The 16,930-nt window shown below is 72.9% G+C and carries 17 protein-coding genes; 8 read left to right on the forward strand and 9 right to left on the reverse strand.

Annotated features, from left to right (window positions below):
• Window positions 1-123: 123 nt before the first annotated feature.
• The 3 genes from ACQP0U_RS13490 to ACQP0U_RS13500 form a co-directional block, all read right to left on the reverse strand.
• A complete protein-coding gene (locus ACQP0U_RS13490) occupies window positions 124-1,224 on the reverse strand; it encodes a magnesium and cobalt transport protein CorA (protein WP_433319080.1) in 1,101 nt (366 codons plus the stop codon).
• Between the two features lie 167 nt (window positions 1,225-1,391).
• Complete coding sequence (locus tag ACQP0U_RS13495) at window positions 1,392-2,003, reverse strand: class F sortase (protein ID WP_433319083.1); 612 nt, start codon at window positions 2,001-2,003, stop codon at window positions 1,392-1,394.
• A gap of 86 nt (window positions 2,004-2,089) precedes the next feature.
• A complete protein-coding gene (locus tag ACQP0U_RS13500; protein WP_124775133.1) occupies window positions 2,090-2,575 on the reverse strand; it encodes a hypothetical protein in 486 nt (161 codons plus the stop codon).
• Window positions 2,576-2,938: 363 nt separating this feature from the next.
• On the opposite strand from ACQP0U_RS13500, the gene ACQP0U_RS13505 reads away from it, so the two are divergent.
• Genes ACQP0U_RS13505 through rnhA form a run of 3 tightly spaced genes read left to right on the forward strand, consistent with a single transcriptional unit; the run spans window position 2,939 to window position 6,041 of the window.
• Complete coding sequence (locus ACQP0U_RS13505) at window positions 2,939-4,207, forward strand: MFS transporter (RefSeq protein WP_433319086.1); 1,269 nt, start codon at window positions 2,939-2,941, stop codon at window positions 4,205-4,207.
• A gap of 57 nt (window positions 4,208-4,264) precedes the next feature.
• Complete coding sequence (locus tag ACQP0U_RS13510; protein WP_433319089.1) at window positions 4,265-5,557, forward strand: lycopene cyclase family protein; 1,293 nt, start codon at window positions 4,265-4,267, stop codon at window positions 5,555-5,557.
• 10 nt (window positions 5,558-5,567) lie between these two features.
• Complete coding sequence (gene rnhA / locus ACQP0U_RS13515; protein WP_091406604.1) at window positions 5,568-6,041, forward strand: ribonuclease HI; 474 nt, start codon at window positions 5,568-5,570, stop codon at window positions 6,039-6,041.
• Window positions 6,042-6,048: 7 nt separating this feature from the next.
• On the opposite strand, the gene ACQP0U_RS13520 is transcribed toward rnhA, so the two are convergent.
• The 3 genes from ACQP0U_RS13520 to ACQP0U_RS13530 all read right to left on the reverse strand — a co-directional run bounded on the left by ACQP0U_RS13520 (window position 6,049) and on the right by ACQP0U_RS13530 (window position 8,416).
• Complete coding sequence (locus ACQP0U_RS13520; RefSeq protein ID WP_433319091.1) at window positions 6,049-6,285, reverse strand: preprotein translocase YidC; 237 nt, start codon at window positions 6,283-6,285, stop codon at window positions 6,049-6,051.
• Between the two features lie 72 nt (window positions 6,286-6,357).
• A complete protein-coding gene (locus tag ACQP0U_RS13525) occupies window positions 6,358-7,245 on the reverse strand; it encodes a pentapeptide repeat-containing protein (protein ID WP_433319094.1) in 888 nt (295 codons plus the stop codon).
• Between the two features lie 73 nt (window positions 7,246-7,318).
• Window positions 7,319-8,416, reverse strand: a complete 1,098-nt coding sequence (locus ACQP0U_RS13530) for a DUF5919 domain-containing protein (RefSeq protein WP_433319097.1) — start codon at window positions 8,414-8,416, stop codon at window positions 7,319-7,321.
• A gap of 181 nt (window positions 8,417-8,597) precedes the next feature.
• Here ACQP0U_RS13530 and ACQP0U_RS13535 point away from each other — a divergent pair, with 181 nt between their 5' ends.
• The 3 genes from ACQP0U_RS13535 (at window position 8,598) to ACQP0U_RS13545 (ending at window position 11,517) form a co-directional block, all read left to right on the forward strand.
• The gene (locus ACQP0U_RS13535; protein WP_433319100.1) at window positions 8,598-9,206 is read left to right on the forward strand and encodes a hypothetical protein; all 609 of its coding nucleotides are present in this window, start codon (window positions 8,598-8,600) and stop codon (window positions 9,204-9,206) included.
• 152 nt (window positions 9,207-9,358) lie between these two features.
• Window positions 9,359-10,888 carry a multicopper oxidase family protein gene (locus tag ACQP0U_RS13540; protein WP_433319103.1) on the forward strand — a complete coding sequence of 510 codons (1,530 nt, stop codon included), beginning with the start codon at window positions 9,359-9,361 and terminating at the stop codon, window positions 10,886-10,888.
• A 26-nt stretch (window positions 10,889-10,914) separates the two neighbouring features.
• Window positions 10,915-11,517, forward strand: a complete 603-nt coding sequence (locus ACQP0U_RS13545; protein ID WP_433319106.1) for an MBL fold metallo-hydrolase — start codon at window positions 10,915-10,917, stop codon at window positions 11,515-11,517.
• A 26-nt stretch (window positions 11,518-11,543) separates the two neighbouring features.
• Here the strand turns inward: ACQP0U_RS13545 and ACQP0U_RS13550 are convergent, their stop codons facing one another.
• Window positions 11,544-12,155, reverse strand: a complete 612-nt coding sequence (locus tag ACQP0U_RS13550; RefSeq protein WP_433319109.1) for a LysE family translocator — start codon at window positions 12,153-12,155, stop codon at window positions 11,544-11,546.
• 62 nt (window positions 12,156-12,217) lie between these two features.
• Between ACQP0U_RS13550 and ACQP0U_RS13555 the strand changes: the two genes are divergently transcribed.
• Together ACQP0U_RS13555 and ACQP0U_RS13560 are read left to right on the forward strand one after the other, a co-directional pair.
• On the forward strand, window positions 12,218-13,693 hold the full coding sequence (locus ACQP0U_RS13555; protein WP_433319112.1) for a PLP-dependent aminotransferase family protein: 1,476 nt from the start codon (window positions 12,218-12,220) through the stop codon (window positions 13,691-13,693).
• Between the two features lie 132 nt (window positions 13,694-13,825).
• The gene (locus ACQP0U_RS13560) at window positions 13,826-14,857 is read left to right on the forward strand and encodes an extracellular catalytic domain type 2 short-chain-length polyhydroxyalkanoate depolymerase (protein WP_433319114.1); all 1,032 of its coding nucleotides are present in this window, start codon (window positions 13,826-13,828) and stop codon (window positions 14,855-14,857) included.
• 30 nt (window positions 14,858-14,887) lie between these two features.
• Here ACQP0U_RS13560 and ACQP0U_RS13565 read toward each other — a convergent pair whose 3' ends face one another.
• Window positions 14,888-16,309: a DUF6297 family protein gene (locus ACQP0U_RS13565; RefSeq protein ID WP_433319117.1), complete on the reverse strand. Its 1,422-nt coding sequence runs from the start codon at window positions 16,307-16,309 to the stop codon at window positions 14,888-14,890.
• Entirely contained in the window at window positions 16,306-16,929 is a 624-nt protein-coding gene (locus ACQP0U_RS13570) for an ABC transporter ATP-binding protein (protein ID WP_112602474.1), read from the reverse strand. The genes ACQP0U_RS13565 and ACQP0U_RS13570 overlap by 4 nt, the downstream gene beginning before the upstream one ends.
• Window position 16,930: the final 1 nt, after the last annotated feature.

The following is a 16,930-nucleotide window of genomic DNA, read 5'->3' on the forward strand; positions in this document are numbered from 1 at the left end:
CACTCCGCGATCTTGCACTTTCTGCCCCGACATAACGGCGCAGAAAGGTTCATACCGACGACACAAACTGCAAGATCGCGCGGGGCGGGGCGGGACCGCGCGGGGCGGGGCGGGGTGTGGGGGTTAGAGCCAGCCGGAGCGGCGGAAGAGGCGGTACAGGAACAGGGCTGCTGCCGCCATCAGGGCGACGGCTCCGGCGTAGCCGTAGCGCCAGGCCAGCTCGGGCATGTGGTCGAAGTTCATGCCGTAGATGCCGGCGATGCCGGTCTGGGTCGCCGCGATGGCCGCCCAGGCGGCGATCTTGCGCATGTCGTTGTTCTGCTCCACGGCGAGCTGCGCCAGCCGCGACTGAACGATCGAGGTGAGCAGGTCGTCGTACGCGGCAACCCGATCCACCGCCCGGCTCAGCCGGCCGTCCACGTCGACGAACCAGCGGTGCAGGGCGCGCGGTGGCCCGTCGGGTTCGAGCAGCGTACGCAGCGGCGCCTGCAACGGCAGGACGGCCCGCTTGAACTCCACCACCTCGCGTTTGAGCTGGTAGATGTGCTGGATGTCGGCGCTGCGGTCACGGGCGAACACCGCCTCCTCGACCCGCTCCAGGTCCCGTTCCACGTGCCCGGCCACCTCCAGGTAGGAGTCGACCATGCGGGCGCAGACCGCGTACGCCACCGCCCACGGGCCGGCGGCCAGCAGCGCGGGGCGGCGCTCGATGTCGGCGCGGACGCTGCGCAGCGCCCCGGCGGCGCCGTGCCGCACCGTGATGGCGAAGCGATCGCCGAGCAGCACCATGACGTCCCCGGTGTCGATCACCTCGGAGGTGTCGGTCAGCTCGTCGTGCTCGACGTACCCCGCGGTGCGCAGGACCAGCAGCGTGACCGGTCCGTGGCGTTGCACGGTGGGCCGGTGCCCGTCGGCGAGTGCCTGCTCGACGGTCAGCTCGTCGAGGCCGAAGGTCTGGCCGACCGCGGCGAGCACGGCCGGGCCGGGGTCGTGCAGTCCCAGCCACACGAAGGCGTCGCGGCCGTGCCGCGCCCGGGCGTACGCGTCGGCGTAGTGCGGTTGACCGGGCTCCCGGCGGCCGTTGACGTAGACGGCGCAGTCGACCACGGCGTCCGGGTTGGACCGTCGGGGGTTGGGGGAGTCGCCCTCGACCCGTCCGAGCAGCCGACGGGCCAGGGCGCGTACGCCTCGACCGGCCCGGTCCCGTACCGGTCGCTGATCCACCGCGTGCCTCCCCGTCGCCGGCGCACCGTCCCGATCAGGGATGGTGCCACCGCATTCTGCCGAGCAGGGTCCGGCTCCCGACAGCGGGGCGGTGACTCAGGCGTGCGGGTGGCGCGAGGCGCGCGGGGTGTCCCGGGCGGCGGCTCGGCTCAGGAGGGCGGCTCGGCTCAGGCGGTGCGGGTGGCGAAGACGACGACGTTGTCGACGTAGTTGCCGGTCGTGGCGTCGAACCGGCCGCCGCAGGTGATCAGGCGCAGCCCGGCGGTCTCCGCCGGGCCGTAGACCAGGGTGGTGGGGAAGTGGTCCTTGGGGTACGCGCGGACGTCGTCCACTGTGAACGTGGCGACCCGTGCGTCGGCGCGGGTGACCTGTACCTGCTGCCCGGCGCGGAGCCGACCGAGGTCGAAGAAGACCGCCGGGCCGGATGGTGAGTCGACGTGTCCCACCAGGACGGCGTTGCCGGTCTCGCCGGGGCTGACCCCGTGCCGGTACCAACCGGCGAGGGTGGGCCGATCCAGTGGTGGCACCTCCAGCACCCCGGCCGCGTCCGCGCCGACCGGGACGATGTCGGCGCGTACGTCGATGGCGGGGATCTGCACCCGGACCGGGGCGGCATGCGGCAGCGGCGCCAGGTCCGGTGCGGGGTGGGTGCGGGTCGGCGCCTCGGCCGACGGTCGTGGTGGCCGCGCCGGATCGGCGGTGAGGCCGACGGTGATCAGCCCGAGCCCGGTCACGCCGAGCACTGCGACCACGGCCGGTAGGGTCCGCCGCCACCACACGTGTGCACCTCCGTACGGGATCGTCGGGGTGCCCGCGCCGGTGTCCCCGGCGCGGGCACCCGTCTCAGGGATGGAACGGTCGCCGATCAGGCGACAGTGGACACCGGACGGCGCCGGCGGATCAGGATCACCGCGCCGGCGAGGGCGGTGCCGAGCAGTGTGCCGCCGGCGGCGAGAGCCCCGGTGTCACGGTTGTCGCCGCCGGAGCCGGCCGGCGCGCCGCCGATCGGGGTGACGGCGAACGTGGCGGTGCCGGCCGAGCTGCCGTCGCCGCAGGTCGCCGCCACCGTGTACGTACCCAGGGTGAATCCGGCGGTGAAGAGTTCGGCGCTCAGCCCGCCGCCGGCGGCGGCAGTGGTGGATCGGACGTTCTGGTCGCGGTTGGGGCCGGTGACCCGGAAGATGGCGTCACCCGACTTCGGGTTGCAGGTCGTCGCGGTGAGCACGACGGTCCCACCGACCGGGGTGGTGGCCGGTGACACAGTGGTGTCGGCCAGTGCGGCGCCTGGCAGCAGGAGCGTGCCGAGGCCCACGCCGAGCGCCGCCGAGCAGAGTGCTGTTGAGACCTTCATTCGCGTCTTCCCTCACTTTTCGTCCGCTGACTGCGTGGGACGTCGTTCGGGTGGCCAACTCCGTGACTAGCACCGGTGTGCCCAACACTAGGTGGGTTGGGTCCTCGATCAGGTGAAAATGAGAAATCCTCGTTGCCGTCACGTGTCCACCCGAAGGCGGGGAGAGCTGCGGAAAGGCCCGGACGGTCCAACCGGCACCGGTGATCCGATCGATGTCCATCCGGTCGCGCTGTCGTCGCTGGGTCGATGGCGAGGTATTGCCGACGACGGCGGAAATGCACCACCTGGCGAGCGGGAGGCGGCCTTCTGCCGACCGGATAAATCCCCGTGCGGGCAGGGGGGACGCTGGTAGGTTCGCTCGCCGTGACACGGAACGTGGGAGCTGGTCTGGGAGCGGCGTTCGCCCGACTCTGGGCGGCGACCACCCTCTCCGCCCTGGGCAGCGGCCTGGCCACCGTCGCCGCGCCGCTTTTCGTCGCGTCGCGTACCGATGACCCGCTCGTGGTCGCCGGGGCGTCCGCCGTGGCCTGGCTGCCATGGCTGCTCTTCGCCCTGCCCGGCGGGGTGCTGGTGGACCGGATGGACAGGCGTCGCCTGATGATCGTCATCGACCTGGTCCGGGTGGTCGCGCTCGCCGTCCTGGCCACGGCGATCCTTACCGGCCAGGGCGGGGTGGCGCTGCTGTACGCGGTGTTGTTCCTGGTCAACACCGGGGAGATCGTGTTCCGCGCGGCGAGTCAGGCGATGGTGCCGAGCGTGGTGCCACGGCACCGCCTGGAGCGCGCCAACGGCTGGCTCAGTGGCGGCGCGACCCTCATGCACAGCATGCTCGCCGGCCCGCTCGGTGGCTTCCTGTTCGCGCTCTCGGCGGGCAGCCCGTTCCTGGTCAACGCCGTCACGTACGCCCTCAGCGCCGTACTGGTGGCGCTGATCGGCGGGGACTTCCGGGCCGCCGCCGGCGACCCGCACGGACGCCGCACCCGCTCGATGGGTGGCGAGATCGTCGAGGGCCTGCGGTGGCTGGCCAACCAGCGGTTGCTGCGCACGATGGCCGTACTGATCGGTCTGCTCAACGTGACCCTCACCGCCGCGCTCGCGGTGCTGGTGCTGCTCGCCGGTGAGCGGCTTCGACTCGGGTCCGTCGGCTACGGCCTGCTCTTCACCTGCATGGCCACCGGTGGGGTGCTCGGCGCGCTCCTCGGCGACCGGATCATCGCCTGGATCAGCCCCACCTGGACGATCCGGGTCGGCCTGCTCATCGAGGCCGGGTTGCACCTGGCGTTGGCGGCGTCCCGCAGCACCATCGTGGTCGGGTTCGCGCTCTTCGCCTTCGGCGTGCACGGCGCGCTGTGGAACATCGTGGCGAACTCACTGCGCCAACGACTCACCCCACCAACGCTGCAGGGACGGGTGGCCAGTACGACCCTCTTCGTGGCGGCAGGTGGCAACTGCCTGGGCGCACTGCTGGGCGGGCTGCTCGCCGCCCGGTTCGGCATCACCGCGCCGTACTGGGTCGGGTTGGTGGTGGCGGTCGGCGTCTCCGCAGCCACCTGGCGGGTCTTCAACCGCGCGGCGGTCGCGCGTGCCTACGCCGACCCGCCCCCGGTCGAGTCGCCCGCCCCGGTGGCCTGAGCGTCGTGGTGGGTGGCGGCGCGCGCCCGGGCGTCACGGTGTGGCAGCGTGGGGCGGGTGACCGACGCCGCGCCGCTCGACGTCGACCTCGCGCTGCTCGGTGGCGGCGGCGCGGCGTCGCTGCTGCTCGCCGCACTGGACCGGCACGGCGTCCGGAATCTGCGGATCGCCGTCGTCGATCCGGTGCGTCGACGCGGTCAGGACCGCACCTGGGCGTTCTGGGGTCACCCGGACACCGACCTGGACCCGTTGCTCAGCGCGAGCTGGCAGCAGGTCGAGGTCGCGACGGCGGTGCGACGCCGCGTCCTGGACCTCACCCCGCTGCGGTACGCCATGCTCCGCTCCGGCCCGGTCTACGACCGGGCTGCCGCCGCCGAGCGCCGGCTCGACGCCACCCGGATCGTCGCGCCGGCCGAGACGGTGCGCGACGACGGCGCCCGGGTGCTGGTGCGTACCGGCGACGGGCGCGCCGTACGGGCTGGCTGGGTGCTCGACTCCCGACCCCGCCCACCGGCGCGGGCCGGGCGAACCACCTGGTTGCAGCACTTCCGCGGCTGGTGGCTGGAGGCCGATCGGCCGGTGTTCGACCCGACGCGAGCGGTGCTGATGGACTTCCGCACCCCGCAGCCGCGCCGGGGCGTCTCCTTCGGGTACGTGCTGCCGATCAGCGACAGGTACGCCCTTGTCGAGTACACCGAGTTCTCGCCGGACCTGCTCACCGACGCCGGGTACGACGCGGCGCTGGCCGGCTACCGGGATCTGCTCGGGCTGGATCCGGCCGGGCTGCGAGTGCGCGAGGTGGAGAACGGGGTGATCCCGATGACCGACGCGCCGTTCCCGGCCCGGCCCACACCCCGTGTGGTCCGGCTCGGCACGGCCGGTGGCGCGACCCGCCCCTCCACCGGGTTCACCTTCTCCGCCATGTACCGCCAGGCCGACGAGGTGGCCCGCGCCCTCGCCGCGGGTCGAGCGCCGGTGCCCGCGCCGGCGTACCCGCGCCGGCACCGCTGGATGGACGCGGTGGCGCTGCGGGCGCTGGACCGGGGCGGGGTGAGCGGTCCCGAGTTCTTCGACCGACTCTTCGACCGCAACCCGGCCGAGCGGGTGCTGCGCTTCCTCGACGGTGGCACCACCCCGGCCGAGGAGGTCGCCATCATGAATTCGACCCGACTCCTGCCGATGATCGCCGCGACCGCCGGTGACGCCGTACACCGCGTCCGCGACCGACTGCGCCCCACCCGGCCCGCGCCGGCCATCCCACCCGCCGTGGTCGGCGACTCACCGGGCCCGACGCCGACGGCCCGGCGCGCCGGCCCCCCGAGCGGGGAGGACGAGGTCCGCGCCCGGTAGGTTGCCTCGCATGGTGGACGCGGCGGCCGGCAGGGGCGTGCAGATCTGGACCGACGGGGCGTGCAGTGGCAACCCCGGGCCGGGTGGTTGGGGTGCGCTGCTGCGCTACGGCGATCACGAGCGGGAGCTGTGCGGCGGTGAAGCCACGCCCACCACCAACAACCGGATGGAGCTGATGGCGGCCATCCAGGCGTTGGAGAGCCTGAACCGGCCCGTCACCGTGGAGCTGCACACCGACAGCACGTACGTGCGCAACGGCATCACCAGTTGGCTGGCGTCGTGGAAGCGCAACGGCTGGCGGACCGCCGCGAAGCAGCCGGTGAAGAACGCCGACCTGTGGCAGCGGCTGGAGGCGGCCTGCGAACGGCACGAGGTCACCTGGCTGTGGGTCAAGGGGCACAACGGCCACCCGGAGAACGAGCGGGCCGACGGGCTCGCCAACAAGGGCATGACCGAGGCGCGAGGGGCGCTGACCAGCCGCTGAGCCGGGGTCAGCGGGTCGCGTCGGGGTGCCCCGGCATGCTCGACCCGCCGCCGCTGCTGCCGGACGAACCACCGGCGACACCCGAGTTGTCGGGCTCGGTCACGATGTCCGGCCGGACGTCGGTGTCCGCCGGTGCGGGCACCTCGGTGTCCGCCTCGACCTGCACCAGTGGCACCTGGCCGGCCTTGTCCTCGCTGTGCTGCGGGTCGCCCGGCAGCTCACCGTCGCGTTTTCGGTAGCCCACGCCGTGCCCCCCGTCGATGCCGGTCCGCGTCGGCGCTGGCTACCCGGCGTCGTCCGGGCCGAAACCTCGCGGTCAGCGGCGTCGGCCCCGACGGGCGGGCGCGGGGGCTCGGGCCGGCTGGCGGAGCGGGGTGAGCGGCAGCGCCGTCCAGTGCGCCGGCCGGGTGAGGGCCGGCGGCAGCCAGGTGCGTGTGTCACCTCGGGCGGCGTCCAGTTGGGTCTGGTGCAGGAAGAGGGTGCGCCGCAGGTCCGCGCCCCGCAGGTCGGCCCCGCGCAGGTCCGCGCCGGTGACGTCGGCCAGGCTGAGGTCCGTTCCGCGCAGGTCGGCGCCGATGAGCAGCGCGCCGCGCAGGTTGGCCCGGCGCAGGTCGACGCGGCGCAGGTCCACCCCGAGCAGGTGCGCGCCCCGGCGGTCGGCGCCGCCGGGTGCGCGGGCCGCCTCGCTGGCCCGGGACAGCAGCGGGTTGACCCGGTCCCGGTGACCGGCGACGTCCACCGTGCGAAGCTGCGCCGGGTCACCCTCGGTGAGCGTCAGCGTCTCGGTGCGGGCGTGTTCCAGCTCGGCGCGCAGGTCGGCAGGTGGGCGCAGCGCCACCGCCTCGGTGAGGTACCAGAGCAGTTCGTGCAGCGGTCGCAGCACCGCGAACGCCTCCGCCATCGCCGGCAACGTCTCCGGCGCGTCCCGCCAGTCCCGCCCGCCGAAGGTCACCTGGGCGACCTGCTGGCCGGCGCCGAAGCAGTCGAAGACCGTGCAGCCGGGGAACCCGCGTTGCCGCAGCTCCGTGTGGATGCCGCAGCGGTGGTCGGGGCGCAGGTTGGGGCAGGGCGTGCCGGCCGGCTTGTCGATGGCGAAGTCCGCCGACGCGGCGAAGGCGGGCACCACGCAGCACAAACCGAAGCAGCGTCCGCAGTCGGCGCGCAGCTGCGCCGCCCCGGACGGCGGTGCGGTGCGGTGCGACACGCCGACGGTCCTCCTGGCGATCAGGGTGGACCACCATTGTTTCCTGTGCCGAGCAGACCGGGCCGGCCGGGGGTCACCGTGCGTGCGTGTCGCCGGCCGTCGCGGGGCGGGGTGCCGGGGTACGGGTGTCGCCCGGCGGCGGCACCAGTCGGCGGACGTCCCGCTCGCCGTCGCCGTGCCCGTACTTCTGGTCGAAGTGCCGTTTCACGACGGCGGCCGGGGTTCGGTCCCCGTCGGCGGGCTCGGCCAGCGCGAACACGCCGGGTGCCGCGCCGGGTGCGCGGGGCGGCAGCACGGCGCGCACCGTCAGCGGCCCGGTGACCCGGAACCCCCGGCAGTCGACGTAGTGCTGCCCGTCCACGGTCACGTACGGCACGCGTACCTCGACCACGTCCGACTCGTCGTGGCGCAGCGTGACCATGACTGACCAGTACCGCTCCAGGTCGAGGGTGGCCTGCTCGTGCTCCCACAGCTCCTCGAACCGGGCGTGCACGAACCCGCCCCACGGGCTGTCCATGTCCACCTCGAGCTGCGGCACGTTGAACGACAACTTCCCGATCGGGAAGAACGAGATCAGCGCCCGCCCGTCCCACTGGTAGAGCTGGATCGACGGGGACGCGTCGTAGAGCCGGACCTGCAGGCGGTGTCGCAGCCGCGAGTCGAGTGCGTCGGCGAACGCGGCCAGGTGGCGCAGGTTGGTGCGGATCTGCCGTGGCACGTCCACCCGTTGCCGCTCCAGTTCCTCGGAGCGTTGCTGGGCGGCGGTGCAGTCGGGGTCGAGCAGCAGCAACTGCACCTGGGCGCCGTTGGCGAGCGCCGCTCGCACCGCGCTCAGCGTCTCCTCCCGGTGCCGTTGCTCCAGCAGGATCGTCCAGGTGTCGAGGATGCGCACCCGCCGACCGGAGCGGTGCAGCCGCGTCACGAACGCCTGCTGGTCGAAGCTGAGGTGCTCCTGCACCCGCGCCTTGCGGGCCTCCTCGAACAGCGGGTCGAAGATGACGTACGAGATGGCCGCGAGGACCACGCTGGCCCCGAGGTTGAGCAGCAGGTCGCTGAGGAAACCGCTGCTGCGCCAGGCGGCCAGCAACATGACGACGGCGATCGCGAAGAGTGCCCCACCGACGACGAAGGCCCGTCGTTGCCGCCCGCCCCGACCAGCCCACCCGGGCATTCGGACCCCTTCCGCCGTCGGTCGGCCCCGCCGCCGCTTGCTGATCACCGGAGTTCGGAGGATACGTGCCCGCTTTGCTGGGCGCTGTCCCCTTCTCCGAGCGGTCGGTTCGCCGCTCGGACCAGCTCCACCGCTCTTAGGGTGACGGTAACGGAGTCGTGCGACCACGGAGGGTGGCGGGGTGGACGAGAGCGAACGCGAGCAGGCGCTTCTCACCGTCCTGACCACCGAGCACTACGCGTTGCAGACGTCCCGCGCCGGCACCATCGCCGAGGCCACCGGCCGCGCCACCATCTTCCTGTCCGTCCTGTCGGCGTCGCTGATCGGTCTCGGCTTCGTCGCCAGCAACGACAAGCTGGTCCGGCCGTACCTGGCCGCGGTGCTGCCGACGCTTGTCATCATCGGTGTGCTGACGTTTCTGCGGCTGGTGGAGACCACCGTCGAGAACTCGTTGGACCTGCTGCGGATTCAGCGCATCCGGGCCTACTACCAACACCAGTTCGCCAGCGAGCACGACTTCTTCGCCGACGCGGTTATGGCCGACGACGCCATGAGCACGGCGTGGAACCTGGTCGGTACGCGGCCGGGGCGGTGGGAGTTCCTGCTCACCACGGCGGCACTCGTGGGCGCGGTCAACGCGGTGTTGAGCGGGCTCGGCATCGCGCTGGTGGCCACGACCGTCGGGGTCGGGGTCGGGCTGACTGTCGTTGTCGGGGTGCTGGTCGCGGTGGTGGCGTTCGGTGTGCAGTTCGCGTACATCGTCCGGGCGTCGGTCGCGTCGATGCGCTGACGACGCCCTTTTGCGTCCGGTGTCGCGCCCCCGGCCCCGGAGGGCGCTCTCGGGGGCATCCCGGAGCGGTCCCGGAAAGCCGGTCGTCCGGCTGGTCGTCGCCCCCATATGAAGAGAAGCTACATGTAGCGACTCTTCTGGAGGTGGATCCCGTGTCTACGCGACGACGACCCCTGGTCCGGGTGCTCATCGGCGTGCTTGTCGCCGTACTGGTGATCGGAGTTGACCTCGCCGGGGGCGCCTGGGCGCTGACCCGCCCCACCGACACCGTGGGCGAGGTGAACTTCGCCCACCCGCTTGCCGTGCCACCGCTGGCTCCGTCCCGACTGGACGAACGGGGTCGGCGGGTCTTCGACATGGTCGCCGACGAGGGCACGCGTGACTTCCACGGCGACGGGCGTCTGACGGCCACCGCCGGTTTCGACAGTGGATTTCTCGGCCCGACACTTCGTGCCAAGCGCGGCGAGCAGGTGCAGGTCAACGTGGTCAACAGGTTGAGTCAGGACACCAACGTGCACTGGCACGGCATGCACCTGCCGGCCCGGATGGACGGCGGGCCGCACCAACTGGTGCGCCCGGAGGCCACCTGGTCACCGACCTGGCGGGTGAACCAGCCGGCGGCCACGCTCTGGTACCACCCGCACCCGCACGGCGCGACGGAGGACCAGGTCTACCGGGGCCTGGCCGGCATGTTCATCCTCGACGACGACCGGGAGGCGGCGTTGCCGCTTCCCCGCACGTACGGGGTGGACGACGTGCCGGTGATCGTGCAGGACCGCAGCTTCTCGGGCAGCGGCCAGTTCGACAAGACCCGCAACGCGTTCGCCGGCATCGGCGTGCTCGGCGACACCCTGCTGGTCAACGGCACGGTGGGTCCCTACCTGGACGTGCGTACCGAGCGGGTCCGGCTGCGCCTGCTCAACGCGTCCACCGCGCGTACGTACGACTTCGGGTTCTCCGACGACCGGCCCTTCGCGCTGGTCGGCACGGACGGGGGACTGCTGGATCGGACCGCCCGGCTGACGCGGGTACGACTGTCGCCCGGGGAACGGGCCGAGGTCGTGGTGGACGTTCGGCCGGGGGAGAGGGTTACCCTGCGCAGCACGCCACCCGACCTCGGCATCGGCGGGTTGTCCCGGCGCTCGGCGGGTGGCGCGGACCGGTTCGACGTGCTGCAACTGCGCGCCGCCGACACCCTGACCCCCGCTCCGCCGGCTCCCGACGACCTGGTGCCGATGGACCGGCTGGATCCGGGCGCTGCGGTCACCACCCGTCGGATGGAGTTCAAGGGGCGAGGCATCAACGGCCGGTCGATGCAGATGGACCGGATCGACTTCGCCGCCACCCGGGGCGCCACCGAGGTCTGGGAAGTGGTCAACTCCGACGGCGCCCCGCACAACTTCCACGTCCACGATGTGCAGTTCCAGCTTGTCTCGGTGGCCGGCGCGCCGCCGCCGCCCGAGCTGGCCGGCTGGAAGGACACCATCTTCCTGCCGCCACACCGACCGATGCGGATCGTGCTTCGGTTCGCCGACCACAGCGACCCGAACCTGCCCTACATGTACCACTGTCACCTGCTCTGGCACGAGGACAGCGGAATGATGGGGCAGTTCGTCGTGGTCGATCCGGGCCAGGCGGCAGGACGCCCGCCAACGCACAGCGGCCACGGGGACCATGACTGATCAGTCGACGGCGTACCGTCGGCGGGGTGCGGATCACCCGATTCACCCACTCGTGCGTGCGCGTCGAGCACGACGGCGGGGTGCTGGTCGTCGACCCGGGGACGTGGAGCGAGCCGAGGGCCCTGGTCGGCGCGGACGCCGTCCTGGTCACCCACGAGCACACGGATCACGTGGACGTGTTGCGGCTCGCCGGTCTCGGTGTCCCCGTGTACGCCCCGGAGGGCGCCCGACTGCCGGATCTCGCTCCGCTGCCGGTGACGCGGGTCCGTGCGGGGCAGCGCTTCACGGCGGCCGGCATCACGGTCAGCGCGCACGGCGGCCGGCATGCCGCGATCCACGAGGGGCAGCCCGACTGTCCGAACCTCGGCTACCTGATCGGCGAGCAGCTCTACCACCCGGGCGACGCGCTGCACGTGCCGGACGAGCCGGTGCGCACGCTGCTCGTCCCGGCCCAGGGGTCCTGGCTGCGCCTCGACGAGGCGATCCGGTTCGCCGCTGCGGTGGGCGCGGCGGCGGCGTACCCGATCCACGACGCGCAGCTCAACGAACGCGGCCTGGCCAGTGTCGCCGGTTGGTTCGCCGAGACGATCCCCGGCTACCGTCACCTGATGCCCGGCGAGACCGCCTGACCCCTCCGGGGTACGCGTCTGTGGTCCTATCGTTCGGTGAGGGCGAGGGTCACGCCGAGCGCGACGAACGTGCCGGCGGCGGATCGGCGCAGCCAGTCGGTGACCCGGGGTCGGGTCAGCACCCGGTCGCGGACCCGGGCCGCGAAGACGCCGTAGCCGCTGAACACCACGAAGGTGAGCAGCATGAACACCGCGCCGCAGCCGAGCATCGCCCGGGTCGAGCCCGGCGCCGTGGTGTCCACGAACTGCGGCAGGAACGCGACGAAGAACATCGTCGGCTTCGGGTTGAGCAGGTTGACGAGCACTCCGGAGACGATCACCCGGAGCGCCGAGCGGGGTGGGGCGTCGCTAGCCACCGCGAAGGCGTCGCGATCCCGCGCGATTGACCAGGCCAGGTAGAGCAGGTAGCCGACACCGAGGTAGCGGACGGTCTCGAACGCCGCGGCGCTCGTCTGCATCAGCGCGGCCAGCCCGGTCATCGCGGCCAGCAGGTGCGGCAACGTCCCCAGCGTGCAGGCGAACGCGGCCAGCACCCCTGCCCGCGCGCCCCGCGACAGGCCGGCGGAGAGCGTGAAGATCACCCCGGTGCCGGGGGTGACCACCACGATCAGCGTGGTGATCAGAAACGGGATGGTCACGATCGTCCTCCGGCGGAGTTGTCAGGTCTGGCTCCTGCTCACTCTGCTGCCACAATGGTCCGATGGGCAGAGCCAAAGCGACGGCATCCGAGAGGTCCATATCGGCCGGGTCCGACTTCCTGCACCTGAGCGTCACCGACGCGGCGCCGGGCGGGCGCGCCGACTGGCTGACCGACCGGCTGCGGCAGGCCATCGCAGAAGGTCGGGTACCGGTCGGTGACCGGTTGCCCCCGACCCGGGTGCTCGCCGCCGACCTCGGTGTCTCCCGGGGCGTGGTCACCGAGGCGTACCAGCGCCTGACCGAGGAGGGGCACGTCGCCGGTCGGGGCCGGGCCGGCACTGTCGTCGTCGCCGCGCCGGCCGCGTCCACACCCGCGTCGGCCGACGCGCCGGCACCGGTGGCGACCTTCCCGCCGGCACCGGGCACCGACATCTTCGACGCGGTACGCGCGGCGCACGCGACCATCGATCTGACGCCCGGCGTACCCGACCTCGCCGCCTTTCCCCGTGCGGACTGGCTGCGCGCCGAACGGACCGTGCTGCGCCGCCTCGCCGCGGCCGACCTCGGCTACGGCGACCCGTGCGGCACACCCGCGTTGCGCCGGGCCGTCGCCGCCTGGTTGGCGCGCAACCGCGGCATCAGCGTCGACCCCGCCGAGGTGATCATCGTGGCCGGGGTCTCCCAGGCGCTCGGGCTGCTCGCCCAGGCACTCACCGCTGCCGGCGTCGACCAGGTCGCGGTCGAGGACCCAGGTTCGCTCGGGGTGCGGCAGCACCTGAACAACTGGCGGATGGACACCCCACCGATCACCGTCGACGACGCCGGGCTGCGGGTCGACGAGTTGGCCGCCAGTGGCGTGCCCGCCGTGATGCTCACCCCCGCGCACCAGTTCCCGACCGGCGTGGTGCTCGACGGTGACCGCCGCCGCCACCTCGTCGCCTGGGCGCGGGCCGGCGGTCTGATCATCGAGGACGACTACGACGCCGAGCACCGCTACGACCGTCCTCCAGTGCCGGCGCTGCGCGGTCTGCTGCCCGAGCAGGTCTGCTACGCCGGCAGCGTCTCCAAACTGCTCGCCCCCGCCCTGCGGGTCGGCTGGCTGCTCGTGCCACAGCGACTGCGCGACGCGGTGGTGGCCGCCAAGCGCAACGCCGACCTGGGCAATGCCGTGCTACCGCAACTGGTGCTGGCGGAGCTGATGACCTCCGGGGCCTTCGAGCGGCACCTGCGGCTGCTGCGCCGTCGACACATCCGCCGGCGGGACGCCATGATCGCCGCGCTGGCCCGCGAGGTGCCATCGGCGACGGTGCACGGCGCCGCCGCCGGTCTGCACCTGATGATCACGCTGGACGACGCCGTGATCGACACCGACCTGGCGGCGGCGACGCTGGCGCGCGGGGTGAAGGTGCAACCGCTGTCCTGGCACTGCCAGCGGCCGTACCGACCCGGGCTCGTGCTCGGCTACGCGGCCCGGACACCCACCGAGATCGAGGACGGCGTCGCCGCCATCGCCGCCGCCCTCAGTCACGGCCACTGAGCACCGGAAAGTGGGTGCGGGGGACACACCGGCGGTGGTGGACGTAGCGGTTGCGCTCATATCTGGTGTGGTCTATGTCACGGTAGCTTCGGCGCACGCCGACGCCCGTTGGCGCTGCCGAGGAGAGCGCCCATGCCCACACTGCGGAGAGCCATCACCACCATCGCGGCCGTGCTCCTGCTGATCCTGACCGCTGCGGCACCCGCCCAGGCCGCCAACCCCGCCACCAAGCCCCCGGTCTCCGGGTCGCTGGGCACCTACAACGTCTCGGGCGTCTACGTCGCCGGGGTCTCCTCCGGTGGCTACATGGCCACGCAGCTCCACGTCGCCTACTCGTCCCGGATCCGGGGAGCGGCCGTCTTCGCCGCCGGGCCGTACTACTGCTCGCAGAACACCGTCGCCCAGGCGCTCTACGGCTGCGGCGACAACCTGTACCCGACAAACGTGTCAGCGCTGCAGGCGTACACCCGGACCTGGGCGTCGTACGGCTGGGTCGACCCGGTCGGCAATCTGTCCGGCGATCCGGTGTACGTGTTCCACGGCGGCAACGACACCACGGTCAAGAAGTCCGTCACGGACGACCTGGTCCGGTACTACCAGCACTTCGGGGCCAGCGTGCAGTACGACAGCGGCTCCGCCGCCGGTCACTCCTGGGTCACGCCGTACGGCACGCTCGGATGCGCGGCGACAGCGTCGCCGTACCTCAACGACTGCGGGAGCGACCCGCAGAACGCCCTCCTGCGCAAGCTGCTCGGCGGGGTGAACGCGCCGAACACCGGGGCGCTCGGCGGCACGCTCACCCGGTTCAGCCAGAACACGTTCGCGGTCAACGGCTGGGCCAACGGGTTGAGCATGGACGCCAACGGCTTCGCCTACGTCCCGTCGGCCTGCGCGGCCGGCCAGTCGTGCCGACTGCTGGTGGCCCTGCACGGCTGCGTGCAGTCCTCCGGCGCGGTGGGCACGGCGTTCGTCGACCGGGCCAACCTCAACCAGTACGCCGACACCAACAACCTGATCGTCCTGTACCCCCAGGCAGGCACCTCGCTCAGCAACCCGAACGGTTGCTGGGACTGGTGGGGCTACCTCGGCACGACCAACTTCCCGATCAAGGGCGGCGCGCAGGTCGAGACGATCATGAACATGGTCCGCCGGCTGGACGGCTGAGTGCCCTGGGCTGGCCGGGCGATGACCCGGTCAGCCCAGGAACAGCTGGACCAGGACCAGCACGGCGAGCAGCGCCGGCCCCCGTCCCCCCTGACGCAGCAGGTCGACCGGGATCATCCCGAACGGCGTGTTGACAGTCGCGCCGCCGTAGTCGATCGGCGGGCGGGTGCCGGCCCGGAACGCGGCGGCCACCACCCCGAGCGCCAGCGTCGGCGCCAACCAGGCAGGCCCCGGTTCGACGGTCGGCAGGGTCAGCAACCACCACAGGCCCGCGCCGACGGCCGGCACCACCACGTGGATCCCGCGCAGCAGGTTGTCGCTGCCGCCGAGCGCCCGGCGCAGACCGGGTGAGCGACTGACCGCGCGCAGGCCGCCGGTCAGCCGGTTGGCGGCGAGGTACGCGAACACCACCTGGGCGGCCCCGGCCAACCCGGGCAGGGCGAGCGCGGCAGCGTACTGCACCCCGATCAGCGCCGCCCAGATCAGCACGGCGCTCGGGTGGCGGCGCAGCCGGCGTACGTCGGCCTGGAGCAGCGCCCACCAGCCGGGGCCGGGCAGGAACCGGCGGCTGCGAACCCGGCCGATCCGACGCCAGCGGCGGCTCTCCACCAGGCTGGCGAGCAGGCTCGGATCCAGCAGGATCGTGGCCGTGGCGGCGGCGTTGGCGAACTGCGCGCCGGTGGTCAGGGTGGCCCGGTCGACCCCGGGCAGCGCGCGTACCGCGAGGATCGTGCCCACGCCCACGAGTGGCACCGCGGCGGCGAACAGCGCGATGGTCGGCGTCGTCGCGGGCCGGGGCAGCCCGCCGCCGAGGCGGCCGACGAGCACCACCAGCGCGGTGATCACGGCGGCGGCCACCATCGGCAGCGCCCCGGCCACCGTCGGCCAGCGTCGCCCCGCCCGGCTGCTCTGGGCGACGACGCTGAGCGCCAGCGCGGCCGCGCCCCACCCGGCGCCGGCCGCCGCCGCCCAACCCAGGGCGGCCGGGTCGCTGACCCCACCGAGCGCCGCCACGGCCACCCCGAGCGCCGCGGTGCCAGCCGCCGCGCCCAGCAGCAGCAGGACGAAGCGCGGGGCCAGCCAGGCCCGCCTGTCGATCGGCGCGCTGGTCGCCCAGCTCTGCGTGGCCGGGGTGACCAGCAGCGGACCGAGGGCGCGCAGGCCACGCCAGGCGAGCCCCGCGCCGGCCAGCAGCGCGGCGACCGCCAGCCACCACCGCACCCCCGGCTCGGCCTGCCCCACGGTGGGGGAGTCCAGCAGGTCGCGGCTGGCGCTGATCGCGAACCAGCCGTACATGCCCACGAACAGGACGATGACGTACGCGTCGCCGAGCACGTCACCGAGCGAATGGTCGTGGTGTCGACTGCGGGCCTTGCGCAGGTGCGTGCGCACCTGCCGGGCGGTGGGCACCCCGGTCGGCGTGTCGGCGATCGTGGCCGGCGCGGCGGTCACTTTCCGATCTCGATGCGCTCGTCGACCACCGCGTCGATCAGCTCCGGGTCGTGCGAGGCCAGCAGCACGGCAGTGCCCGCCGCCCGCTCCCGGAGCAGTCGGTCGGCGAGCCACTGTCGCCCACGGACGTCCAGCCGCTGCTCGGGCTCGTCCAGAATCAGCACCCGGCGTGGCCGGACGAAACAGGACGCCAGCGCCAGCCGGCGGCGCTGCCCGCTGGACAGCGTCACCGGCAACTGGTCGCGGGCCGGCTCCAGACCCAGCTCGGCGAGGACCTCCTCGACCGGCTCGGCGTCACCCCCGTGGGCGTACGCGACCAGCTCCAGGTGCTCGACCACGGACAGGTCGGGGAAGAAGTCGATGTCGTCCAGGGCGGCCGCCACCAGCGCCCGCACCTGAGGATCGGTCTCGTCGGCCCGGCGGCCCTGCACCAGCACCTCGCCCGCGTCCGGCCGGTCCGCGCCGACGACACAGCGCAGCAGGGTGGTCTTGCCGCTGCCGTTGGGGCCCAGCACCACGGCGATCCGGCCCGCCGGGAGCGTGAAGCTCACCTCGTCGAGCACGACCAGGTTGCCGAAGTTGCGACTGAGTCCCCGTACCGAGAGCGCGTCCACGATCACA

The organism is Micromonospora sp. CA-269861 (genome assembly GCF_050948505.1).
Taxonomy (GTDB): Bacteria; Actinomycetota; Actinomycetes; order Mycobacteriales; family Micromonosporaceae; genus Micromonospora.

Excerpts from the sequence above, each read along its gene's own strand:
- ACQP0U_RS13500 (WP_124775133.1), bottom strand. The coding sequence starts at position 2,575 with ATGAAGGTCTCAACAGCACTCTGCTCGGCGGCGCTCGGCGTGGGCCTC.
- rnhA (WP_091406604.1), top strand. The coding sequence starts at position 5,568 with ATGGTGGACGCGGCGGCCGGCAGGGGCGTGCAGATCTGGACCGACGGG.
- ACQP0U_RS13530 (WP_433319097.1), bottom strand. The coding sequence starts at position 8,416 with ATGCCCGGGTGGGCTGGTCGGGGCGGGCGGCAACGACGGGCCTTCGTC.
- ACQP0U_RS13555 (WP_433319112.1), top strand. The coding sequence starts at position 12,218 with ATGGGCAGAGCCAAAGCGACGGCATCCGAGAGGTCCATATCGGCCGGG.
- ACQP0U_RS13560 (WP_433319114.1), top strand. The coding sequence starts at position 13,826 with ATGCCCACACTGCGGAGAGCCATCACCACCATCGCGGCCGTGCTCCTG.